This is a genomic window from Xanthobacter lutulentifluminis, from assembly GCF_043194675.2.
Taxonomy (GTDB): Bacteria; Pseudomonadota; Alphaproteobacteria; order Rhizobiales; family Xanthobacteraceae; genus Xanthobacter.
Genome location: NZ_CM195525.1, coordinates 446,630 through 470,033, shown reverse-complemented (window position 1 = coordinate 470,033; position 23,404 = coordinate 446,630). Strand labels below are relative to the sequence as shown.

Below are 23,404 nucleotides of genomic sequence, written 5' to 3'. Positions count from 1 at the left end.
CGCAAGGCCAGCGCCTGCCGCAAAGATCCGAGCGGCGGCGCGCCACCATCAGAGCGACACGTATCCGAGCGACACGGGCCTCGCGGGCAGGCGGCAGACCGCCGCTGTTCTCGCCCGGCGTCGGGCGCAACCTGGGCCCGGCCGTTGCCCGGCAGGCTTCGCCACGATCCCCTCCGCCGGGTCCTCACACAGCGTCGAGCAGGATGCCGACGCCGGGCGGGGCGCCCGGCGTGGTGGGGTGCATTGACCGCGCGCCCGGCCCGGCGTGCGGACCTTCAGCCCAGCGAGCGGGTGGCGATGTCGGCCACGTCGGCGGAGAGGCCGGGGGTCTCGGCCACCCGCCGCAGCGCGCGCTCGGCGTTGGCGCGGCGCACCGGCTCCAGCTGGCGGAAGGTCTTGAACGAGGCGAGGAGGCGCGCGGCCACCTGCGGGTTCTTGCCATCCAGCGTCAGCACCACATCGGCCACGAAATCGTGGCCAGCGCCGTCCGCCCGGTTGAACTGGGTGGGGTTGCCGGCGGCGAACGCGCCGATGAGCGCGCGCACCCGGTTGGGGTTCGCCAGCGAGAAGGCGGGATGCAGCATCAGCTGCTTCACCCGGTCGAGGGTGCCGGCGGAGGCGATCTGCGCCTGCAGCATGAACCACTTGTCGATCACCAGCGCGTCCGCCTCGAAGCGGCGGTAGAAGGCGTCGAGCGCGGCCTCGCGCTCCGGCACGTCATGCTGGGCGAGCACGGCGAGGGCGGCGAAGCGGTCGGTCATGTTGTCCGCCGCCTCGAACTGGGCGAGGGCACGGGCGATGCCCTCCCTGCCGCCGGCGACCGCGAGATAATCAAGGCTCAGGTTGCGCAGAGCCCGCCGGCCAGCGGAGGCGGCATCCGGCGAGAAGGCCGCGGTGGCGGCATGGGCGGCATGGAGGTGGGCGAAGTCGCCCGCCAGCGCCGTGCCGAGGGTGACGCGCAGCACCTTGCGGGCGGCGAACACCGCGTCGGGATCCACGTCGCTTCCGAGCTCGCGCGCCACCTCGCCCTCGCCGGGCAGGGCCAGCGCCTGCGCCTGGAAGGCGGGATCGAGCGCGGGGTCCGCCACCACCGCCTGCGCCGCCGCCACCAGCGCATCGGCCGGCGGCACGGCGCCGGAGCGCGCCCCCGCCTTCAGCAGCTCCAGCGCGATGCGCTGCAGCGCGTCGAAGCGGTTGAAGGGGTCCGCGTCATGGGCGGCGAGGAACACGCGGTCCGCCTCGGTGAGGTCGCTCACGAGATTGACCGGCGCGGAGAAGCCGCGGTTCAGCGACGGCACGGGGCGGGCGTCGAGGCCGGAGAAGACGAACGTCTGCTCGGGCTGCGTCACCTCCACCACGCCATGCTCCACCGCCGCATTGCCCAGAATGAGCGGCCGGTCGCGCCCGTCCGGCCCCACGAGGCCGAGCGCCAGCGGGATCTGCATGGGCTTCTTCTGGGGCTGGCCCGGAGTGGGCGGCACCGACTGCTTCACGTCCAGCCGGTAGGTGCCGGCCTCGGCATCATAGGCGCCGCTCACGGTGAGGAGCGGCGTGCCCGACTGGGCGTACCACAAGGCGAACTGGGAAAGGTCGCGCCCGGTGGCGTCGGCGAAGGCGGCGAGGAAGTCCTCGATGGTGGCCGCCTCGCCGTCGTGCTGGGCGAAGTAGAGATCCATGCCCTTGCGAAAGCCGTCCTCGCCGAGGAGGGTCTTGAGCATGCGCACCACCTCGGCGCCCTTCTCATAGACGGTCGCGGTGTAGAAGTTGTTGATCTCGCGATAGGTTTCCGGCCGCACGGGATGGGCGAGAGGGCCTGCATCCTCGGTGAACTGGGCCGCCTTGAGCATGCGCACGTCGGCGATGCGCTTCACCGGGCGCGAGCGTTGGTCGGAGGAAAACTCCTGGTCGCGGAAGACGGTGAGCCCTTCCTTCAGGCACAGCTGGAACCAGTCGCGGCAGGTGATGCGGTTGCCGGTCCAGTTGTGGAAGTATTCGTGGGCGATCACGCCCTCGATGCCGGAGTAATCCGCATCGGTCGCAGTCTCGGGCGTTGCCAGAACGTACTTGTCGTTGAAGACGTTGAGGCCCTTGTTCTCCATCGCGCCCATGTTGAAGTCGGACACGGCGACGATGTTGAACACGTCGAGGTCATACTCGCGTCCGAACACCTCCTCGTCCCAGCGCATGGAGCGCTTCAGCGCGTCCATGGCATAGCCGGCGCGGCCTTCCTTGCCGTGCTCGACGAAGATGCCGAGCTCCACCGTGCGTCCGGAGGCGGTGACGAAGCTGTCGCCGATCCGCGCCAGCTGCCCGCCCACCAGCGCGAACAGGTAGGAGGGCTTGGGCCACGGGTCGTGCCAGACGGCGAAATGGCGCGAGGCGCCGCGCACGTCGCCGCTCTCCACCAGATTGCCGTTGCCGAGCAGGACCGGCGCCTCCTCCTTCTCCGCCTCGATGCGGGTGGTGAAGACGGACAGCACGTCCGGCCGGTCGGGATAATAGGTGATGCGGCGGAAGCCCTGCGGCTCGCACTGGGTGCAGTAATTGCCCGAGGTGCGGTAGAGGCCCATCAGCTGCGTGTTGGCGGTGGGGTCCACCAGCGTCTCGATGTCCAGCACGAAGGCGTCGGCCGGCGGATGGGAGAGGGTGAGCCGGTCGGGCGTCGCCTCGAAACTGGAACCTGCCAGCGGCTTGCCGTCGATGGCGAGGCGCACCAGCGTCAGCCCGTCGCCGTCGAGCACCACCGGCGCGCCGGCCGCGCCATCCGGATTGCGGCGCAGCGCGAGGCGGGCGGTGACGCGGGTCTGGGAGGGATGCAGCGCGAAATCGAGGTCCACCGTATCCACCAGCCAGTCCGGCGGGCGGTAGTCGGAGAGGCGAACGGGCTGCGGCTCGGCATCACGCATGACAGGACTCCCGGCGCGCCGCGACGGCGCGATCATTCGGGCGGGAAGAGTAAAGCGCACCGGCGGGGGAGGGAAGGCGGCTGGCGCGCCGGCTGGCCCGCGCCGGTCGCACGCCTTCCGAAACGGCATCGAAAAGTCGTTTCTGCCAAAAAATGCACACGTACCGGTAGCGCGCGGCCGGGGTGCCCCAAGGCCGTACCTCAACCCGACACGGCTGCGTGAGGACCCCTTTTCACCGGGGCGGGGGCCTCCCAGCTAGGCCCCTCAGGCGGCGTGTCCGCGTCGCCTGAACATGGAGGTGAAGATGGGCCACCATACAACTGGAGCCATTGTTCTCGCCGCCACCCTGCTCGCGGCCTCGGTCGCCTTCGCAGCCGATGAGCCCTCGCGCAGGGATGCGGATGCGGAAGCCGAGGCCGGGATGTCCGCGACATATTATTATACCCAGCAGAGACTGGGCTATGTCGCGACGCCCGACCGTACCCACCCCGCCTTCGAGCGGTTGAGGGAGTACCCGGTCGAGCCCGTCCGCCGGGAGGACCCGGACCGGATGTTCCTGGAGCAGGGAGACCGCGGGCTCGGCAACGACTGAGCCGATGACGGCGCTGCCGGCCCCGCCGGCGGTGCAAGCGGACGCCCGCCTCGGGGTGCGGGCGTCGGTGAGTCAGCCGAGCCGGGCCTGGAGCGCCTCGAACAGCGGATTATCCGCCGCGAACACGTATTCGATGGCGCCGACCGTGACCATGTTGGCGCCCTCCGCCCGCAGGAAGATGGAGAGGGCGTGCAGGGTGTCCGGCGGGCAGTGCAGCGTCAGCATGCCCGAGGAGGTCGGGCCGCCGAACGGCGCGACGCACCGATAGGCCTCAACCGCCCGCCCCACCAGCGCGGCATCGCAGGCGGCGAAGCGGCAGCGCACCTCGCGCATCGTGCGGGCGCGCTTCTCCGCGCCCAGCCGGTCGAACATGTCGCGGGCGGCGGACAGCGCCCCGGCGCTCCAGTCGGCGGTGAGCGAGGCGACGAGATTGGCCTCGGACTTCAGCATCACCCCGTCGTCCACCACCTTCAGCGCATTGGCCGCGAGGGTGGCCCCGGTGGTGGTGATGTCCACGATCAGCTCGGCCGTGCCGGCGGCCGGCGTGCCCTCGGTGGCGCCGGCGCTCTCGACGATGCGGTAGTCGACGATGCCGTGGCGGGCGAAGAAGCCGCGGGTGAGGTTCACATATTTGGTGGCGACGCGGATGCGGCGGCCCGTGCGGCCATGGAAATGGCTCGCCACGTCGTCGAGATCGTCCATGGTCCGCACGTCGATCCACGCCTGCGGCACCGCCACCACCACGTTGGCATGGCCGAAGCCGAGCTTCTCCAGCAGCGCGACGCGGCTGTCGGCGTCGAGGATGTTCTCGCGCACCAGGTCCTCGCCGGTGACGCCGATATGGGCGGCGCCTGCGGCGAGGGCGGCGGCGATCTCGGAGGCGGAGAGATAGGCCACCTCCACATTCTCCACCCCGCCCAGCGCGCCGCGATAGTCGCGGGCGCCGCGGGCCTGCGTCAGCGGCATGCCGGCGCGGGAGAAGAAGGCGTTGACGTTTTCCTGCAGCCGCCCCTTGGACGGCACGGCGAGGATGAGCGGGCTGGTCATCGGGCGGCCTTTCTGCCGGCGGCCAGCGCGGCGAGGCGCTCGACCCAGACGGCGAGGCCGACGCCGGGCACACAGGTCTCGGCGCCGAGGCGCGAGAGCAGCTTGTCGTAGCGCCCGCCGGCAACCAGCGGGCCGTCGCCGGGCGCATCGCGGTCGTGCAGCTCGAACACCATGCCGCTGTAATAGTCGAGCGGGCGGCCGAAGGAGGTGGAGAAGCGCACGTCGGCGAGGTTCACCGCATAGGCAGTGAAGAAGCCGGTGCGGCGGTCGAACAGGTCGAGCGCGGCGCCAAGGTCGATGCCGGCCTCGGCCGCGAGCGCGCGCATGCGGGCGGAGGCCTCGTCGGGCGCGCCGGAAATGGCGAGGTAGCGGGACAGGATCTCCCCGGTCTCGCCGGAGAGGCCGGCCCCGGCCTCCAGCGAGGACTGCTCCAGGAACCGCTCGGCGATCTCCGAGACGGTGCGCCCGCCCACGGTGGAGATGCCGGCGATGGAGAGAAGATCGGTGATGAGGGCCCGCGCGGCCGCAGGGTCCGCTCCGGCCAGCGCGGCGAGCACGCCCGCGTGGAGGGCGGCCCCGTCGCCCTGGCGGGTCTCGATCAGCGGCGCGCCGGTGGCGAGCCGGCCCTGGCCGAAGTCCTTCAGCAGGCGTCGGCGCAGCGCCGGCGCGAGCGGCAGCGCCTCCAGCAGCGCCGCGAACAGGCCCACGTCGCCGAGCCGGATCTCCGGCTGGCTCACGCCATAGAGGGCGCAGGCGGTGAGGCCGAGGGAGAGGATCTCCGCATCCGCCGCCTCGATGTCGGTGCGGCCGAAGGATTCCACGCCCGCCTGCCGGAACTCGCCCGAGCCTTCGCCGCGGAACCGGAACACCGGCCCGAGGTAGCTCACGCGCGCCGGGAGGGGCGCCTTGCCGGCGATGACCGCGCGCGCCACCGGAATGGTCAGGTCGGGCCTGAGGCACAGCTCCCGGCCTTCCTCGTCCACCGTGAGGAACATGCGGCGGCGGATGGATTCGCCCGACAGGTCGAGGAACACGTCCGCCGGCTGGAGGATGGGCGGATCGAGGCGCGAGAAGCCGGCGGTCTCGAAGCAGGCGAGCAGCGCCTCTTCAAGTCCGGTGGTGTCGCGAGGCTCTGGGGGCGCGGACGCCGCGGGGAACATGGGATGCAAGGTTTCCGTGAAGTCTGGCGGGCTTCTAGCAAAGCCCGGGCGCCGGGGCCACCCCGCCGGGCACGGTGGCGGCCCTGGGGCAGCCGCATACCGCAGCGGTCCGACGGGTGGCGCGCGATCCTGTCCCGTTGCCTCGGCCTTCACCGTGAACCAGTCTGTTCCCGCGGCCCGGGCCGTCGTGGGCGGACGGCGGGCAGGGGCGGGGCACGATGGAGAGTTCCGGCGACGACCAGCGCAGGGACAATGCGCACACCGGGCCGGCGCAGGCGATCGACCCGGTCTTCCGCAACGGCTCGGTCACCGCCATCGGGGTGGTGGTCGGCTTCTCCCTCGCGTTCCTCGCCAACTGGGCGCTCTCGCCGGGCCGCTGGCACGGGCCGGCGGTGGTGGCCTTCGTGCTGCTGGGTCTCGGCATCGGCTTCCAGATCCGGGCGCTCGCCGGGATGCTGGAGCTTGGCTCGCTGGAACAGCTCCGCTACGAGCGGCTGGTGCGGTCGTTCGTGCGGGGCATCTACCTCACCGCCGCCGGCGTGCTGCTGGCGCTGCTCGCCGACGTCACCGGCCTTGCCGCCTTTTGGCCCAGCTGACGGCGCCGGTTTCGGCCGGGCGGCGCCCTCGTCTATGGTGGGGCCACGGAATCAGGGAGACAGCCATGGCAGGCGCGACGGAAGGCAAGGGCGGCAAGGCAGGCCCGGCGTCGGGTGTCGAGGCGCTCACCTTCGAGGCGGCCCTCGCCGAGTTGGAGGCCATCGTCGCGAGTCTCGAGAAGGGCAACGTGCCGCTGGAGGAATCCATCGCCATCTACGAGCGCGGCGAGGCGCTGAAGAAGCGCTGCGAGGCCCTGCTGCGCGCCGCCGAGGCCCGGGTGGACACCATCACCCGCGACGCCGAGGGCCAGCCCGTGGGCACGCGCCCGCTCGATCCCGAGGGCTGACAGCCGCGCCCGAGGGGACGGGTCTGCCCGAGGGCTCAGGCTCCCGGCGCGAGGGATGCGATTCCGGAACGTTCGGACATCCCCCTGCCGGGCCGCTGCTCCGCGCCGATCCAGCGCGGTTCGCAGCGTCCCGTTGCGGGACGGGCGCGGCCATTCTTGGCACGGCGCGTGAACAGAGCCTGTCCGAATCGCTTTGCCACCGGTCCCGTTTCGGGACGCTCCCGCATGTCGCGGCACGGGCGGGGAACGCACCATGTCCGAATCACGTCCCGCCGCCGTCCCGGTTCGGGACAGGCCGTGCGGGGGCGGGGGCAGCACGGGAACGCAGCGTGTCCGAATCGCTCGTGGGGTGACTGTCCCGGTTCGGGACAGCCTTGCCCGGCTGCGGCACGGGCCGGGAACGCAGCGCGAGCGAATCGCTTCCCGCCCATGGTCCCGTTTCAGCACAGGTGCCGACCCAAGCGGCACGGCGCGTGAACGCAACCGGTCCGAATCGCTGACGCCGCCGCCGTCCCATGACGGGGCACCGGCTCCCGTTGCCGGGACGGGCCGGGAACAGGGCGTGCGCGAATCGGCGACCTCGCTTCGGGCGCGGTTCGTTCCGGATGTCAGTAGATGCCGGGGATGATGCGCTTGGTGCGCTTCTCGTAGGCGACGTATTCCGCGCCGAACGCCTCGCGCATCATCTGCTCCTCCCGCCCGACGCGGAAGAAGAACAGGATGCCGAAGCCCACCAGCCCCGCCGGCCCGGCGATGAGATTGGGCAGCAGCAGCGCCTGCGCCACCGCCCACAGGAAGAAGGCCGAGTACATGGGATGGCGCACCCGCTCGTACACGCCCGAGGTGATGAGCTTGTGGCTGTCCTTGATCTCCAGCGTCACCGACCAGTAGCGCCCGAGCTGGCGGTGGGTGCGCCAGAACAGCCAGAGCGCGGCGGCAAAGGCGACGACGCCTGCCGCCACCTGCGCCACCGAGGTGGGATAGGCGGCAAACCGCGGGAAGGAGGTGGCGGCATAGATGGCCGGCACCACCCCGAGGCCGAGGGTCGAGATGGAAAGCAGCGTCATCTCGCGCACCGTGCGATGGCGGGCATCCGCCACCTTCTGGCGCTTCGCCTTGCGCTCGAACGGGATGCGCATGACGTACCAGGAGACGACGCCGAGCGCCCAGGCGATCTTGGCGAAGGTGACGAGGGTCATTGCGGTCTCGCGTTCTCTTCAAGGGGCAGGATGCGCCCGTCCGCGTCGGTGACGAGGGGGCGCAGGGTTCCGTCGGGGTCGAGATAGGCCCGAAGGCCGTTGCTGTGGGCGGCGGTCACGTCGAACGCGAGCGGGCCGCAGATATGAGCGTAGAAATCGTGCCGCGCGCGCACCTCGTTGGCGAGGAAGCACTGGCAGTGCAGGCGCATCACGTCGAAATAAAAGCGCCGGTAGGCCGCCGGGGTGAGCATCTCGCGGATCTCGACGTGCCGCAGCAGCGGCCGCTTCGCGAAATCGCCCGCCGGAAGGAGCGGCTCCGCGAAGGTCGCCGGCGCGAGCGTCACCGGATTGACCTTGTAGAAGGAGACGATGTCGTCGCGGGACTGGATCTCCATCCAGCCGATGCGCGCCTCGTCGGCCACCCGTTCCGCCGCCGCCCGCAGGCGCGTCCCGGCGGGGTGGAGCGCGAACTTGGCGGTGGTGCTGCCCAGCGTGAGGATGCGCACCCGCGTCCGCGTGCCGAAGGCGGGGTCGGCATCGAGCGCCGCCGCTACCGCGCTCACCGCGTGCATGGCGCCGAGGCTGTGACCGGCGACGATGATCTCGTCGATGCCCTCCGCCGGTGCCGCGGCTTCCACCGCGCGCAGGCGCTCGGCAAAGGCGGCGATGCGCGCGTCCACCTCGGGATGCCGGCCACAGGCGAAATCCACCGAGAATTCCGCAAGATCCAGCGACTGGCGCAGGCGGAAGCGCCGCCCGGGCCAGCGCAGCAGCAGCGCGCCGGCGCCGAGCGCCACGAGGATGCCCGCGCCGGCCGCGAGCCATGGCCCCGCGAGCGGCGCCAATGCGCGTCCGGCCGCAAACCCCAGCGCCGCCGCCACCACCCAGAAGGTGAGGAGCAGCGCGTAGGTGAACAGGAAGAACAGGCCGTAGCGCCGGCTGGTGCGGAAGTAGGCGGCGATGGTGCCGCTCGTCATCATGTCGGCAAGGGCGCGGACCGAGCCGGCCATGTGCGAGCGCACGGGGCGGGCCATGTCAGCGCGGGCGATATCGTCCCAGGCCAGAAGCTCGAAGGTGGGCGCGGTCTCCCAATCCGGCCCCTGCGCCCGCGCGCGCCAGAGGGCGCCGGTGGGCGTGGGCACGGGCGCGGCGTCAAGGCACGCGGTGCGCGCGCCCCAGACCGTGCCGAACCGCGCCAGCTCACGGCGGAAGATGCGGTCGTGCCCCTCCGCCGACATGGCGTCATAGCCCGCGACGAAGAAGACGTGCCGCCGGCGCACGCGCAGGTCCCGTTCCGCCACGGCGGTCAGGCCCTCGGGGCGGGGCGGGCGGCCCGGCGTGCGGACGATGTCATGCTCCACGTCGCTCATGGTGTCGGTCAGGGCGCCGGCGGACCCCGCAGCGCCGGGCTGATCTAGCGAAGATGGCCGCCGCTGGCTAGCGATGGTATCGAGGTGGCGGATGCTTGGCCGCCTTGTCATCCCGCCCGCGGGAGCGCAGGAAGAAGGCGCGCCGCCGGGCCCGTCCGGCTCCGTCCATGAGGTCGCCGTGTCCGTGTCCCTGCCGCCCGCTCCTGCCGTCACCGTGGTGTTCGTGACGTACAACAGCGGGGCGGTGATCGCCCGCGCGGTGGAAAGCGTGCCGGCGGACTGTGCGGTGGTGATCGTGGACAACGCCAGCCCCGAAGGCACGCCCTGGCGGGAGGGGCTGGCCCGGCCCGCGGACTTCGTCGCCCTGCCGGCCAACGCCGGCTTCGGCACAGCCTGCAACGCGGGCGCCCGGCGCGCGACCACGCCCTATGTGCTGTTCCTGAATCCCGACGCCGTGCTGGCGCCCGATGCGGTGGCGCGTTTGCTGGCGGCCGCCAGCGCCTATGGTGATCCCGCCATCCTCATGCCGGCCATCGTCGGCGAGAACGGCCGGCTGATGCGCAAGGAGGGCTCCATCCTCGAGAAGGTCCAGCGTGGCCAGAGGCTTCAGCCGGAGGAGATCGCCGGGGACTTCTGCACCCGCTTCGTCCACGGCGCCGCCTTCATGATGGCGCGGGAGGCCTTCCTCGCTCTCGGCGGGTTCGACGAGGCCATCTTCCTCTACCACGAGGACGACGACCTCTCCCTGCGCGCCATGGCCCGGCACATTCCGATCGTGGTGGTGACGCAGGCGCGGGTCACCCATGCGGGCGGGCGGTCGAGCGCGCCGTCGTTCCGCCACACCTTCCGTATCAACCGGGCGAAGATGCATTCCGAGCTGTACGTGCTCGCCAAATACGGCCGCTCCCGCCCGCGCGCAGCGCGGCTGGCGTGGCTCGGCGCCGGGTGCCTGCTGGCGGCCTGCTGCCTCGATGCCCACCGTCTCGCCATCCGCGCGGGAAAGATCGCGGGCGTCATCGACGGTGTGCGCCGGAACCCCTCCTCGTCCGTATAGGAAAGGCGTAGTGGTTCCGGCCTTGTACGTTGCATGCCAGAGTGGGCCTGTGTAAGGCTCGTTTTTCCCGGTTCGTTCCGGTCGGAGTGGTCCGTGACCGTGCTGAAGACCCCGTTGCTCGATACCATCAAGGATGCCGCCGACGTGCGGCGCCTGCCCCAGGACAAGCTGGCCCAGCTCGCCGCCGAGCTGCGGGCCGAGACCATCGACGCCGTCTCCGTGACGGGCGGGCATCTGGGCGCGGGCCTCGGCGTGGTCGAGCTGACGGTAGCTTTGCACCACGTATTCAACACCCCCCACGACCGTCTCATCTGGGACGTCGGCCACCAGTGCTACCCCCACAAGATCCTCACCGGGCGGCGTGAGCGCATCCGGACGCTCCGCACCGGCGGCGGGCTCTCGGGCTTCACCAACCGGGCGGAGAGCGAATACGACCCGTTCGGCGCGGGCCATTCCTCGACCTCCATCTCGGCCGGTCTCGGCATGGCGGTGGCGCGCGACCTTGGCGGCGTCGAGCGCAACGTGGTGGCGGTCATCGGCGATGGCGCCATGTCGGCGGGCATGGCCTACGAGGCCATGAACAATGCCGGCGCCATGGACTCGCGCCTGATCGTCATCCTCAACGACAACGACATGTCCATCGCCCCGCCCACGGGCGCCATGTCGGCCTATCTGGCGCGGCTCATCTCCGGCCAGACCTATCGCTCCCTGCGCGAGATCGGCAAGCAGATCGCCGGCCACCTGCCCAAGTTCGTGGAGCGCGGGGCCGCACGGGCGGAGGAGTTCGCCCGCGGCTTCTGGACCGGCGGCACCCTGTTCGAGGAGCTGGGCTTCTATTACGTGGGGCCCATCGACGGGCACAATCTCGACCACCTCCTGCCCGTGCTGAAGAACGTGCGGGACGCCAAGACCGGGCCGGTCCTGGTCCATGTGGTGACCCAGAAGGGCAAGGGCTACGCCCCCGCCGAGGCCAGCGCCGACAAGTATCACGGCGTCGTCAAGTTCGACGTGGTGACGGGCGCGCAGGTGAAGGCCAAGTCCAACGCCCCGGCCTATACCCGCGTGTTCGCCGAGAGCCTGATCTCCGAGGCGCGGCGCGATCCGAAGATCGTCGCCATCACCGCCGCCATGCCGTCCGGCACCGGGCTCGACCTGTTCGGCCAGGTGCATCCCGAACGCACCTTCGACGTGGGCATCGCCGAGCAGCATGCGGTGACGTTCGCCGCCGGCCTCGCCACGGAAGGCTTCAAGCCGTTCTGCGCGCTCTATTCCACCTTCCTTCAACGGGCCTACGACCAGGTGATCCACGACGTGGCCCTGCAGGGCCTGCCGGTGCGCTTCATCATCGACCGCGCCGGCCTCGTGGGCGCCGACGGGGCGACCCATGCGGGCGCCTACGACCTCGCCTATCTCGGCTGCCTGCCCGGCTTCGTGCTGATGTCGCCGGCCGACGAGGCGGAGCTGACGCACATGATGGCCACCATGGTCGCCTATGACGACGGCCCGTCCGCCGTGCGCTTCCCGCGCGGTGAGGGCGTGGGCGTCGAGCGGCCCGAGCGTGGAGAGGTGCTGCCCATCGGCAAGGGCCGCATCGTGCGCGGCACGGGTGAGGGCGACATCGCCATCGTCTCCCTCGGCACCCGCCTCGCCGCGGCCCTCGACGCCGCCGAGCGGCTGGAGGCGGCGGGCTTCGCCGTCACCGTCGCCGACGCGCGCTTCGCCAAGCCGCTCGACCGTGAGCTGATGCTGCGCCTCGCCGCCGGCCATGGCGCGCTGGTCACGGTGGAGGAGGGCTCGGTGGGCGGCTTCGGCAGCCACGTGCTCCAGCTGCTCACCGACGAGGGCGCCCTCGACCGGGGCACGCTCAAGGCGCGCGCCATGGTCCTGCCGGACATCTACATCGACCACGACACCCAGGCGCGCCAGCTGGCGCAGGCGGGCCTCGACGCCAATGCGATCGTGGCGAAGGTGGAGGGCCTCATCGGCACGGCCAAGGCCGGGCGGAGCCTGCCCAAGGCAGGCTGACCGGGGGCCGACCCGCCGCGTCGCATGCGCAATGGCCGCTCGCGCTGATGTCGTCGCGCGAGAGCGGCTGTCGTCGCGCGAGAGCGCCCCAGCCTGTGGCGTGGCTCGCCCGTGTGACGGCTGCCGGCCCGCGGCGGCTCCTCGCGAAAACCCCTCAACGCGACAGGATGAAGCTGGCGATGGCCGAGACAGCCGCCGCGTCGTTGCCGGCGAAGGCGTGGGCGGCGAACGGGCCGCACGGATTGCCCTGCCCCGGCCCGGAGCGGATCCACGCCACCTGCACCTTGCCGGCCCAGGCCTGGAACGGGGCGACGCCGGACGCCGGCGTGGAGGGGCAGGCATCTTCCGGATTGTGCACCACCAGCGTGGGCGGCAGGGCCGCAGGCGTGCCGGCCGCTCCCTGCACGGATCGGGGCGCCGGGCCGGGCATGAGCGGGCCGGAGACGAGCACCAGCCCGTCGGCGCGCGCGGCCCCGCCAGCGGCTTCAAGGGTGCCGCGGCTCATGCCCACCACGACCACGGGCCGCGCCGCGCGCGCCACGGCCGAGGCAACGTCGCTCTCCGCGATGATGGTGGTGATGCCCCGCTGCTCCAGCGCCGGGCGGTTGCGGATGAGGAAATCCGATGACACCGCTCCGCCCGCGCCCGGCACGAGGATGGCGGTCGCCCGCTTCTGCGCCTGCGCCGCACCGGGCAGCGCGCTGAGGGCGACGACCGTGATCGCCGCCAGCAGGCGCATGCGGCCGCGCGGCTGCGTCCGGCGCCACGCGAAGAGGGATGGCATTTGAATCTAATCCCGTTCGCAGAAAGATGACGTGACGCTACGCCATGTGCCCTGGCCCGACCAGAGGCGCTTGCGTCGTGCCGGCACGCATCCCCTCAACCGGCGCCGCGATGCGCCGCGGCATGGGCACCCGGGGTGCGGCAAGGCTCCTCCTTCAGTCCCACCAGAAATACCACCGGCGCGCGGTGCGCAGCCGGGCGATGTAGTCGCTGATCTGCTCGAAATAGACTTCGTTGCCGGCGATGTAATGTTCCTTCGCAAGGCGCGTCGCGTCCTCGAAGGGGGCCGGTGGTCGGTCGACCACAAATTCCAGTGTGTCGAAGGTGACGACGGCGAGTTCCGCGCCGTAGAGCAGCTTCCAGCGGCGCGCAAAGGCTGCCAGTGAGGCCGTGTCCGGGCAATTGTTCCAACCGCCGAGTCCGAGAAGCAAAGGAACACGCCAGCTGTCGGCCGTGGGCAGGCGGGTGATCGCGACCTGAGGATAGGGGGCATTGAGATAAAACGAGTTGATGTCGTTGAACTGCTGCATTTTTGGATCGGGCTCCGGCGCATCAGGCTGTAATTCTTGAACATCGCTAAAGAATTCGCGATTGAAGCGGTATGCCCCGCCCCGATTATAATCTTCCGCCTCTGCCGGCGCGGCAGCGACCTGATCAGGTGAGGCTTCCCTGATATTGTAGGGACCTGTTTTATTATCGGTGGCCCAGTCCTCAAAAAGGAGCTTGCGCACGTAAGTGTCCACGATCGTCTCGGGAGATGGGATGTCCTCTTCCGCAATGTCCGGCAGATCCTCGGGAATTTCGCGGTCTGTGGCGTGATCACGATCGGCCAGAAGCCCTCGCGGGCGCCGATGGCCGCCTCCTCGAACCAGGCCGCCGTCGCCTCGGTGCCGGACACGAGCCGCAGCGGATAGGGCCATTCTGCGATGAGGCGCTGCCAGTCTGCGTGTTCCTTGAGGGCCATCTCGGCCGAATGATCCAGCTTGGGCCGGCGCCTTCCGAACAGGCCTCTCAGCCATGACCACATGACGACTCGCTCCTGCACCAGCGCCCGATATCCAGAAGCAGAGCATAGGTGCCGCCGCACGTCATGGCTGTGTCAGAGCGCCCCTGCCACCGCCTCCACATTCCGACGGTGCACCGCCTCGTAGGGCTCGAAATAGGAGATCGCGCCCGTCGCGAAGGCCTCCGCCGCGAAGGTGGCGAGGTCCAGCTCGGCCAGCGCCGGCTCGGCCTTCAGCCGCAGCAGCTTTTCCACATAGAGCCGCGTCGCATCGATCAGCGCCGGCCCGTAGCCGCCCGCGGCGATCACCTCCGGGGCGCCATGGCAGGGCAGGATCCGCGTGGCGCCCAGCTCGGCGAGGCGGTTGAGCCCCGCCAGATGGGCGCCGAGGCGGGCGGGCTCGTCCACGTAGGTGATGGGGTCTTCCAGCGTGTCGCCGGCCAGCAGCAGGCCGCCGGGCAGCAGCGCGACGGTGCCGTCGCGGCTGTGGATGTCCACGTGCACCAGCTCCACCGGGATCGTGCCGACGGTGAGCGACAGACGCTCCTCGAACAGGCGGTTGGGCAGGACGAGCGGGCGGATGGGCGGGTCCGCCGCCTCCAGCCGGGCGCGGTTGGCGCGCAGCAGGGCGGCGGTCTCGCAGTTGGCGATGATCTCGCAATCGGCGAAGGCGGCGTTGCCGGCCACATGGTCGTCGTGCCAGTGGCTCAGCACCACGCGGATGCGCCGCGCGCCCCTCTCCTCCAGCGTGCGGCGGATGGCGCGGGCGTGGGAAAGGGTGATGTGGGTATCGTAGACGAGGGCGTCATCGCCGTCGATCACCGCATAGGAGGCGATGCCGAGGGCGAAGGCGCCATCGTCCAGCCAGTTCTCCTGCGGCCCATGCAGCCGCACGCCCGGCACGCGCCCGTCATAGAAGGCGAGCACGCCCGGCGCCGGCTCCAGCAGCCGGAGGGTGGAGCCGGGCGCGATGGACGGCGCCCCGCTCGCGCCTGCGCTCACTCGGCCGCTTCGAGGTTGTGCCCAAGCCGGTGGGAGAGGGTGTGCAGCAGCTCGCTCGCGGCGTCGGCGATGACGGTGCCGGGCGGGAAGATGGCCTCGGCGCCGAAGGCCTTCAGGGCCTCGTAGTCCTGCGGGGGCACCACGCCGCCCACCACCACCATGATGTCGCCGCGACCCTCCGCCTCCAGCGCCGCCTTCAGCGCCGGCACGAGGGTGAGGTGGCCGGCGGCGAGCGAGGAGATGCCCACCACGTGCACGTCGTTTTCCACCGCCTGCCGGGCGGCTTCCTCCGGCGTGGCGAAGAGGGGGCCGATGTCCACGTCGAAGCCGAGGTCGGCGAAGGCGGAGGCGATCACCTTCTGGCCGCGGTCGTGGCCGTCCTGGCCCACCTTGGCGACGAGGATGCGCGGGCGGCGGCCCTCCGCATGCTCGAACGCCTCCACCAGCTTCTGCACCTTGCCCACCTTGTCCGTCATGGCGGAAGCCTCGCGCTTGTAGACGCCGGAGATGGCACGGATCTCGGCGCGGTGGCGGCCGAACACGGTCTCCAGCGCGTCGGAAATCTCGCCCACCGTGGCCTTGGCCCGGGCGGCGTCGATGGCCAGCGCCAAGAGGTTGCCGTTGCCGGCGGCGCCGTTGGTGAGCGCCTCGAGCTTCGCCGCCACCTCGGTGGGATTGCGCTCGGCGCGCAGGCGGTTGAGCTTGTCGATCTGCGCGGCGCGCACGGCGGCGTTCTCCACCTTGAGCACGTCGATCAGCTTGTCCTTCAGCGGCTTGAACTTGTTGACGCCGACCACGGTCTGGGCGCCGCCGTCGATGCGGGCCTGGGTGGTGGCGGCGGCCTCCTCGATGCGCAGCTTGGGGATGCCGGCCTCGATGGCCTTGGCCATGCCGCCCAGAGCCTCGACTTCCTGGATGTGCGCCCACGCCTTGGCGGCGAGGTCGGCGGTGAGCTTCTCCACGAAATAAGAGCCGCCCCACAAATCGATCTGCCGGGTGGTGCCGCTCTCCTGCTGCAGCAGGATCTGGGTGTTGCGGGCGATGCGGGCGGAGAAGTCCGTGGGCAGCGCCAGCGCCTCGTCGAGCGCGTTGGTGTGCAGCGACTGGGTCTGGCCCTGGGTCGCCGCCATGGCCTCGATGGCCGTGCGCATCACGTTGTTGAACACGTCCTGCGCCGTCAGCGACCAGCCGGAGGTCTGGGAGTGGGTGCGCAGGGGGAGCGACTTGGGGTTCTTCGCCCCGAGGTCGGTCATCAGGCGGGTCCACAGGAGGCGGGCGGCACGCAGCTTCGCCACCTCCATGTAGAAGTTCATGCCGATGGCCCAGAAGAAGGAGAGACGCGGCGCGAACACGTCGATGGGCAGGCCAGCCGCCGCACCGGCGCGGCCGTATTCCACGCCGTCCGCCAGCGTGTAGGCCAGCTCCAGGTCCTGCGTCGCGCCGGCTTCCTGCATGTGGTAGCCGGAAATGGAGATGGAGTTGAAGCGCGGCATCTCCTTCGAGGTGAAGGCGAAGATGTCCGAGATGATGCGCATGGAGGGTGCGGGCGGATAGATATAGGTGTTCCGCACCATGAATTCTTTGAGAATGTCGTTCTGGATGGTGCCGGAAAGCTTGGAGGCCGCCACCCCCTGCTCCTCCGCCGCCACCACATAGAGCGCGAGGATGGGCAGCACCGCGCCGTTCATGGTCATGGACACGCTCATCTGGTCCAGCGGAATGCCGGAGAACAGCGTGCGCATGTCGTAGATGCTGTCGATGGCGACGCCCGCCATGCCCACGTCGCCGGCGACGCGGGGGTGATCACTGTCATAGCCGCGGTGGGTGGCGAGGTCGAAGGCCACCGACAGGCCCTTCTGGCCGGCGGCGAGGTTGCGCCGGTAGAAGGCGTTGGAATCCTCGGCCGTGGAGAAGCCCGCGTATTGGCGGATGGTCCAGGGCTGGGTGGCGTACATGGGCGCATAGGGCCCGCGCAGGAACGGCGCGATGCCGGGATACGTGTCGATGTAGCCGAGGCCCTCGATGTCGGCCACGCCATAAAGCGGCTTTACCGGGATGCCCTCCGGCGTGGTCCACGGCTCGGCGGCGACGGACGGGGCGGCGGGCTCGGGAGCGCGCCAGTCGATCTCGGCGAAGTTGGGGATCCGGCTCATCTTCATTCCCTCGAATTCGGCCGCGCGGTGCGCGAAAGGCTCGGTTCGTTCGGCTCAGATCCGCTTGGCGAACCAGGAGCCGCTGCACTTGGGGTTGGGCGAGGTCCAGTCGCCCGACGCCTGATCGCCTTCGGCAAGGCCGGCCGCGCTCACCTTGTGGTGCCCGTGGGCGAGCGTCATGCGCACCGCCCCTAGCTTGTTGATGCCGCCCGTCGCCTTGACCGGCCAGAAGCCCGCATAGGCGACTTTGCCACCCTTCACCGAAAGCTTGAAGTCGTAATTCTTGTTGCAGTCGCCCGTCTCGGCGGAGGTGCGGATGCTCCAGGTGCCGTCGAAGCGCTTGGCGTTGTCGGCGTGGGCGGGCACCGCCGCCGCGATCAGCGCGAGGGCGGCAAGGCTCAGATGAAGGCGTCCCATGGTCCGCCCCCTCAGCCGATGCCAGCCGCCGCCTGCGCGCGGGTCAGCGTGTCCAGCGCGTCGCAGCCGGCGAAGATGAAATCGGTGACGCTGGCGCCGGCGAGGGTCGCCTGAAGCTCGGCGGCCGGCTTGCCGGCAAGCCAGACGGCCGTGGCGCCGGCAGCCTTGAGCGCGGCAGCGGCCGCGACACCCTCGGCGCCATAGACCTCGTCGGAAGAGACGAGGCAGGCGAAGGGCGTGCCGGAGGCCTTGAAGGCGGCGACCAGCGCGTCGAGATCGGCGAAGCCGTCCGGCACCGCAGCCGCGATGCCGCCGGCCTCGAAGAAGTTCTTGGCGAAGGTGGCGCGGGCGGTGAAGGCGGCCACCGGGCCGAGCGCGGCGAGGAACACCACCGGCGGCTTCGGCGCGGCCTCGGCGGCATCGCGCAGGGCTTCGAACGCCTCGGAGACGCGGTAGGGGGCGAGGGCGCCGTCCGCCACCGGCTCGGGGGTGGGCGCGAGGGGCGCCAGCACCTCCGGCGCTTCCTGCACCAGGATGGGGAATTCCGAGGTGCCGGTAATGGGCGCCTTGCGGGTGGCCACATCGGCGTCGCGCTTGGCCTTCACCTCGGCGATCTCGGCCTTGAACCAGCGATCCTCCAGCACATCGGCCATGCCGCCGCGCTTCTCGATGGTACGGAACAGGTCCCACGCCTTGGCGGCGAGGCCGTCCGTGTGCGCCTCCATGGCGCCGGCGCCGGCGGCGGGGTCGGCGACGCGGTGGACGTTGCTCTCCTCCAGCAGCATCACCTGCGTGTTGCGGGCGAGGCGGCGGGCGAAGGCGTCCGGCAGGCCCAGCGCCTGGGTGAAGGGCAGCACGGTGACGCTGTCCGCCCCGCCGACGCCGGCCGCGAAGGCGGCGACGGTGGTGCGCAGCAGGTTCACGTAAGGGTCGCGGCGGGTCAGCGAGCGCCACGCCGTGGTGCCGTGCAGCTTCAGGGCGGTCTCGGGCAGGCCGCATTCGCGCAGCACCGCGGCCCAGAGCAGACGGATGGCGCGGAACTTGGCGATGGTCGCGGTCTGGTTCACATCGGCCACCAGCGCGGCCTCGATGCGGCCGGCAGCCTCCGGCAGGGCGACGCCGGCTTCCGCATAGGCCTTCAGATAGGCCACGGCGGTGGCGAGCACGGCCGCCAGCTCCTGCGCGTCAGAGGCGCCGGCGGCGTGGTAGACCGCCCCGTCCGCCCGGGCCACGGGGCCGGTGAAGCCGCGCGCGGCGAGGATGGCCGAGGTCTCGGCGAAGCGCTTGGCCAGGAGCGGCCAGGCCATGGGGAGCGTCCCGTGGGCCGCGAAGTCGCCCAGCGGGTCGAGGCCGAAGGAGACCGCCACGCCCTTGGGGTCGAAGCCGCGCGCCTCCACGAGGTCGGCGAAGGCGAGGGCATCCTCGCGGCCCTGGAAATTGCCGCTCTCGATGCGCGTCTCGACGAGGTCGAGCAGCACGTCCTTCAGCACCGCCGAGAGGTCGGTGCCGTCCGGCAGGCCGAAGCCGTGCGCGGAGGGCGAGGAGGCGAACACCAGCGCGAGGCCGGAGGCGCCGCCGTCCAGATCCTCCAGCGCCTGGGCGTTGGCGGCCGCGGCGTCGGGCTGGTCCACCCGCATGGAGATGATCCACGGCGCGCCGGCGGGCCGGCCGGCGACGATGGGCGCCTTCACCTTGCGCGCGGGCAGCGCGTCGAGCACGAGGCCCTCATAGGTGCGCGTCACGAGGCGCTTGTCGTAGGGCGCGCCCTTGAGCACGCCTTCCACCAGCTTCAGCCAGTCTTCGCGGGTGACGGCGGGCAGATCCTGCGTGAAGGGCAGGGCGGTCATGAGCGGACCTCCGGATGAGGAATGGTCTGGAAAGGATGAGAGCGGCGGGCGGGCATCAGCGGCCCTCCCGCGCCGCGAGGGCGCGCTCGGTGTCGAGCATGTAGTCGCGCAGCACCGGCACGTCGTCGCGCTTCTCGGAGAGGAGCAGCTGGAACACCATGTTGGAGCCGTGCAGGAAGCCGAGCTCCACCGCCGCGAGGTAGAATTCCCACATGCGGCCGAAGCGCTCGCCCATCATGGCGTCGGCTTCCGCGCGGCGCGCCATGAAGTTCCGCCGCCAGGCGCGGATGGTCCAGTAGTAATGGAGCCGCAGCACCTCGCAGTCGTCCACCCACAGATGGCTGCGCTCGGTGGAGGCGAACACCTCCGACAGCGCCGGCACGTAGCCGCCGGGGAAGATGTACTTGCGGATGAAGGGCGCCGTCGTGCCGGGCGGCGACATGCGGCCGATGGCGTGGATGAGCGCGAAGCCGCCGTCGTCCAGCAGGTTGCGGATGGTGGTGAAGTATTCGTCGAAGTGGGCGACGCCCACATGCTCCATCATGCCGATGGAGACCACACGGTCATACTTGCCGGTGAGGTTGCGGTAGTCGACTTCCTTGAAGTCGATGCGGTCGATCACGCCCGCCGCCTCGGCCAGGAGCCGGCTCTCGGCCAGCTGCTCCGGCGAGACGTTGATGGCGGTGACCTTGGCCCCGCATTCCTTCGCCATGTAGATGGCAAGCCCGCCCCAGCCGGAGCCGATCTCCGCCACCCGCATGCCGGGGGAGATGTTCAGCTTGGCCGCGATATGGCGGAACTTGTTGCGCTGGGCATCGACCAGCGGCTGGTCGGGATGGGTGAAGTAGGCGCAGGAATAGGCCATCGTCTCGTCCAGCCACAGCCGGTAGAAATCGGCCGGGTGGTCATAGTGGGAGGAGACGTTCTCCTTGGCCTTGGAGACGGGGTTTGCCTGCTGGAACCTGCGCACCGAGCGCCACGCCTTGCGCAGCGCCTGCTGCACGGGGTGGGAGCCGAGGCCCTTGCGGTTCACCGAGAACAGATTGAGCAGCTCGAACGCGCCGGCCCCGTCCTCGAAGGAGAGGCGGCCATCCATATAGGCCTCCGCCGCCACCAGCTCCGGATTGAAGAACAGGTCGCGCTCCAGCTTCCTGTCATGCATCCGCACCGTGACGGACGGGCCGTCCTTGCCCGAGCCGAACACGTGGCGCTGGCCATCGGCCGTGATGACCGTGAGCTGGCCCTTTTCCACGAAGCGGCTGAGGAGGTGGGAGAGGAGGCGCATGGTCAGGTCCTCGGCTCTTGGTTGCCCTGGATCGGTCCGGAGCCGGGCGGCTTCCAATTGAGGATGTCGTCGTCATCGCGGCCTCGCCCGCTGCCTGCCACAGCAGGTGCAGTAGGGAAGGCAAGACAGAAAAGGGAGATTGCGCCCAACAGGACGATGGTCCCCCGGCCGAGGGTAATGGTCATGAGCTCCAATGCGGCTGGGTCCATGGGCAGGCCGACAAAGTGGAGATAGGCGAAAATGGCGGCGGTTGGCAGCGCCACGAAGACAATAATGGCGATCAAGATGAAGCTGCGCCAGAAGCGGAAGCCGGCATCTGCCAGCCGGGCGCTGGAGATCATCACGTAGGTGACGCCGATAGCCGTCCAGATATGGTCCGCATAGCTTTGAGGCACAAACTGGTCCTGAAACTGTGCAAAAACGATGCTTCCGCCAATCAGGACCGCGACCGACAAGGCATAAGCCAGACGTGACAATCGCATCGACCGGGTCATGACCTGATCTCCCAACGCGGCCCGCCACCGCGGCGACCGTTCTCTTCCCCCTGCCATGGCAGGGGGAAATTGAACAGCCCGCGCCGCAAGCATCACGCGAATTCCAGGATCACCGCATCCACCGCGAGGCTGTCGCCTGCCTTGGCGTGGACCGCCTTGATGGTGCCGTCACGCTCGGCGCGCAGGACATTCTCCATCTTCATGGCTTCCACGATGGCGAGGATCTCGCCGTTCTTCACCTCCTGGCCGGGCACCACCGCGATGGAGACCACGAGGCCCGGCATGGGGCACAGCAGCTCCTTGCCGCCGCCGGCGTTCTCCTTCTTCGGCATCAGCGCCGCGAGGGAGGCGGACAGCTCGGTATAGACCCGCGCCTTGGTGGAGATGCCGCGATGGGCCAGCTGGTAGCCGTTGGGGATGGTGCGCACCTGCACCGCCACCTGATCGGCGTCGATGGTGCCGGACCACACCACGTCGCCGGGCTTCCAGGTGGAGCGCAGCAGGTGGGTGTGGCCGGGGGTGCCGTCGGCGCCGAAGATCTGCACCTTGTAGCCGCCGTCCACCGCCTCGACCTCGCAGGGCGTGGAGAGCACGCCCTCGCCGGCGGAGAGCTGGACGATGCGGCGCTTGGCGAAGGCCACCGGCACGCCGGTGGTCTGGCCGGAGATGTGCCGCTTGCGGGCGTTGTGGATGTGGTCGATCACCGCCGCGACGGCGGAGAGCGTGTGCACCAGCTCGCCTTCCGGCGCGCGGGCGACGAAGCCCTCCGGATACTCCTCGGCGATGAAGCCGGTGGAGAGGTTGCCGGACTGCCAGCGCGGATGGGCCATCAGCGCCGAGAGGAACGGGATGTTGTGGCCGATGCCGTCGATGGCGAAGGCGTCCAGCGCGTCCGCCTGCGCCTCGATGGCGATGGCGCGGGTGGGGGCGTGGGTCACCAGCTTCGCGATCATGGGATCGTAGAAGATGGAGATCTCGCCACCCTCGTACACGCCGGTGTCGTTGCGGACCGTGATCGGGCCGTCCTTGCCTTCCGCCGGGGGCCGGTAGCGCACGAGGCGGCCGGTGGAGGGCAGGAAGTTGCGGTAGGGGTCTTCCGCATAGATGCGGCTTTCCACCGCCCAGCCGGTGAGCTTCACGTCGTCCTGGCCAAAGGCCAGCGGCTCGCCCGCCGCCACCCGGATCATCTGCTCGACAAGGTCGATGCCGGTGATGAGCTCGGTGACCGGGTGCTCCACCTGCAGGCGGGTGTTCATCTCGAGGAAGTAGAAGCTCTTGTCCTGCCCGGCGACGAACTCCACCGTGCCGGCGCTGTCGTAGCCGACCGCCTTGGCGAGGGCGACGGCCTGCTCGCCCATCTTCTTGCGGGTGGCCTCGTCCAGCAGCGGGGAGGGGGCCTCCTCGACGACCTTCTGGTTGCGGCGCTGGATCGAGCACTCGCGCTCGCCGAGATAGACGACGTTGCCGTGCTTGTCGCCCAGCACCTGGATCTCGATGTGGCGCGGATCGACGATGAACTTTTCCACGAACACGCGGTCATCGCCGAACGAGGACTTGGCCTCGGACTTGGCGCGGTCGAAGCCGTCCTGCACCTCGTCGCGGGAATAGGCGATGCGCATGCCCTTGCCGCCGCCGCCGGCGGAAGCCTTGATCATCACCGGATAGCCGATCTCGTCGGCGATCTTCGCGGCTTCCACGCCGTTCTCGATGACGCCGAGATAGCCGGGCACCGTCGAGACCTTGGCGGCGGCCGCCGCCTTCTTGGACTCGATCTTGTCGCCCATGGCGTCGATGGCGTGCGGGTTCGGCCCGATGAAGACGATGCCGTTCTCCGCCAGCAGCTTGGGGAAGGACGCGCGCTCGGACAGGAAGCCGTAGCCGGGGTGCACCGCCTCGGCGCCCGTGAGCTTGCAGGCCTCCACGATCTTCTCGGCGATCAGGTAGGACTGGGCGGCCTGCGGCGGGCCGATGTGCACGGCCTCGTCGGCCATCTCCACATGGAGGGCGTCCTTGTCGGCGTCGGAATAGACGGCGACGGTCTTGATGCCCATCTTGCGCGCCGTCTTGATGACGCGGCAGGCGATCTCGCCCCGGTTCGCGATCAGGATCTTCGAGAACATGGTT

The 23,404-nt window shown here is 70.2% G+C and carries 19 protein-coding genes; 5 read left to right on the top strand and 14 right to left on the bottom strand.

The features are described from left to right. Positions 1-275: 275 nt before the first annotated feature. Entirely contained in the window at positions 276-2,906 is a 2,631-nt protein-coding gene (pepN, locus tag V5F49_RS02100; RefSeq protein ID WP_394114825.1) for an aminopeptidase N, read from the bottom strand. Between the two features lie 304 nt (positions 2,907-3,210). On the opposite strand from pepN, the gene V5F49_RS02095 reads away from it, so the two are divergent. Next, complete coding sequence (locus V5F49_RS02095) at positions 3,211-3,498, top strand: hypothetical protein (protein ID WP_394114826.1); 288 nt, start codon at positions 3,211-3,213, stop codon at positions 3,496-3,498. Positions 3,499-3,570: 72 nt separating this feature from the next. Here the strand turns inward: V5F49_RS02095 and hisG are convergent, their stop codons facing one another. Further along, entirely contained in the window at positions 3,571-4,545 is a 975-nt protein-coding gene (gene hisG / locus V5F49_RS02090; RefSeq protein WP_394114827.1) for an ATP phosphoribosyltransferase, read from the bottom strand. After that, positions 4,542-5,705 carry an ATP phosphoribosyltransferase regulatory subunit gene (locus V5F49_RS02085; protein WP_394114828.1) on the bottom strand — a complete coding sequence of 388 codons (1,164 nt, stop codon included), beginning with the start codon at positions 5,703-5,705 and terminating at the stop codon, positions 4,542-4,544. Before V5F49_RS02085 ends, hisG begins: the two co-directional genes overlap by 4 nt. 218 nt (positions 5,706-5,923) lie before the next feature. On the opposite strand from V5F49_RS02085, the gene V5F49_RS02080 reads away from it, so the two are divergent. Together V5F49_RS02080 and V5F49_RS02075 are read left to right on the top strand one after the other, a co-directional pair. After that, on the top strand, positions 5,924-6,301 hold the full coding sequence (locus V5F49_RS02080; RefSeq protein ID WP_394114829.1) for a hypothetical protein: 378 nt from the start codon (positions 5,924-5,926) through the stop codon (positions 6,299-6,301). A gap of 65 nt (positions 6,302-6,366) precedes the next feature. Then, positions 6,367-6,648, top strand: a complete 282-nt coding sequence (locus tag V5F49_RS02075) for an exodeoxyribonuclease VII small subunit (protein WP_394114830.1) — start codon at positions 6,367-6,369, stop codon at positions 6,646-6,648. Positions 6,649-7,256: 608 nt separating this feature from the next. Here the strand turns inward: V5F49_RS02075 and V5F49_RS02070 are convergent. Together V5F49_RS02070 and V5F49_RS02065 are read right to left on the bottom strand one after the other, a co-directional pair. Continuing rightward, complete coding sequence (locus tag V5F49_RS02070; protein WP_394114831.1) at positions 7,257-7,847, bottom strand: protein-S-isoprenylcysteine O-methyltransferase; 591 nt, start codon at positions 7,845-7,847, stop codon at positions 7,257-7,259. Continuing rightward, positions 7,844-9,217, bottom strand: coding sequence for a hypothetical protein (locus tag V5F49_RS02065; RefSeq protein ID WP_394114832.1), 1,374 nt, complete (start codon positions 9,215-9,217; stop codon positions 7,844-7,846). Before V5F49_RS02065 ends, V5F49_RS02070 begins: the two co-directional genes overlap by 4 nt. 178 nt (positions 9,218-9,395) lie before the next feature. Here V5F49_RS02065 and V5F49_RS02060 point away from each other — a divergent pair, with 178 nt between their 5' ends. Together V5F49_RS02060 and dxs are read left to right on the top strand one after the other, a co-directional pair. After that, the gene (locus V5F49_RS02060; RefSeq protein ID WP_394114833.1) at positions 9,396-10,271 is read left to right on the top strand and encodes a glycosyltransferase family 2 protein; all 876 of its coding nucleotides are present in this window, start codon (positions 9,396-9,398) and stop codon (positions 10,269-10,271) included. Positions 10,272-10,364: 93 nt separating this feature from the next. Continuing rightward, the gene (gene dxs, locus V5F49_RS02055; protein ID WP_394114834.1) at positions 10,365-12,296 is read left to right on the top strand and encodes a 1-deoxy-D-xylulose-5-phosphate synthase; all 1,932 of its coding nucleotides are present in this window, start codon (positions 10,365-10,367) and stop codon (positions 12,294-12,296) included. 154 nt (positions 12,297-12,450) lie between these two features. Here dxs and V5F49_RS02050 read toward each other — a convergent pair whose 3' ends face one another. The 9 genes from V5F49_RS02050 to V5F49_RS02010 form a co-directional block, all read right to left on the bottom strand. Beyond that, on the bottom strand, positions 12,451-13,080 hold the full coding sequence (locus V5F49_RS02050) for an alpha/beta hydrolase (RefSeq protein WP_394114835.1): 630 nt from the start codon (positions 13,078-13,080) through the stop codon (positions 12,451-12,453). 154 nt (positions 13,081-13,234) lie between these two features. Then, positions 13,235-13,822 carry a DUF4253 domain-containing protein gene (locus V5F49_RS02045; protein ID WP_394114836.1) on the bottom strand — a complete coding sequence of 196 codons (588 nt, stop codon included), beginning with the start codon at positions 13,820-13,822 and terminating at the stop codon, positions 13,235-13,237. 356 nt (positions 13,823-14,178) lie between these two features. Then, the gene (locus V5F49_RS02040) at positions 14,179-15,084 is read right to left on the bottom strand and encodes an MBL fold metallo-hydrolase (protein ID WP_394114837.1); all 906 of its coding nucleotides are present in this window, start codon (positions 15,082-15,084) and stop codon (positions 14,179-14,181) included. Then, a complete protein-coding gene (scpA, locus tag V5F49_RS02035) occupies positions 15,081-17,237 on the bottom strand; it encodes a methylmalonyl-CoA mutase (protein ID WP_394114838.1) in 2,157 nt (718 codons plus the stop codon). The genes V5F49_RS02040 and scpA overlap by 4 nt, the downstream gene beginning before the upstream one ends. A gap of 54 nt (positions 17,238-17,291) precedes the next feature. Next, on the bottom strand, positions 17,292-17,654 hold the full coding sequence (locus V5F49_RS02030) for a hypothetical protein (RefSeq protein WP_394114839.1): 363 nt from the start codon (positions 17,652-17,654) through the stop codon (positions 17,292-17,294). 11 nt (positions 17,655-17,665) lie between these two features. Continuing rightward, positions 17,666-19,501: a methylmalonyl-CoA mutase family protein gene (locus V5F49_RS02025; protein ID WP_394114840.1), complete on the bottom strand. Its 1,836-nt coding sequence runs from the start codon at positions 19,499-19,501 to the stop codon at positions 17,666-17,668. A 55-nt stretch (positions 19,502-19,556) separates the two neighbouring features. Then, the gene (locus V5F49_RS02020; RefSeq protein WP_394114841.1) at positions 19,557-20,786 is read right to left on the bottom strand and encodes a class I SAM-dependent methyltransferase; all 1,230 of its coding nucleotides are present in this window, start codon (positions 20,784-20,786) and stop codon (positions 19,557-19,559) included. Between the two features lie 2 nt (positions 20,787-20,788). Beyond that, positions 20,789-21,280 (bottom strand): hypothetical protein, encoded by a 492-nt coding sequence (locus V5F49_RS02015; protein WP_394114842.1) that lies wholly within the window; start codon positions 21,278-21,280, stop codon positions 20,789-20,791. A 92-nt stretch (positions 21,281-21,372) separates the two neighbouring features. Further along, positions 21,373-23,400, bottom strand: a complete 2,028-nt coding sequence (locus tag V5F49_RS02010) for an acetyl-CoA carboxylase biotin carboxylase subunit (RefSeq protein ID WP_394114843.1) — start codon at positions 23,398-23,400, stop codon at positions 21,373-21,375. Between the last annotated feature and the right edge of the window lie 4 nt (positions 23,401-23,404).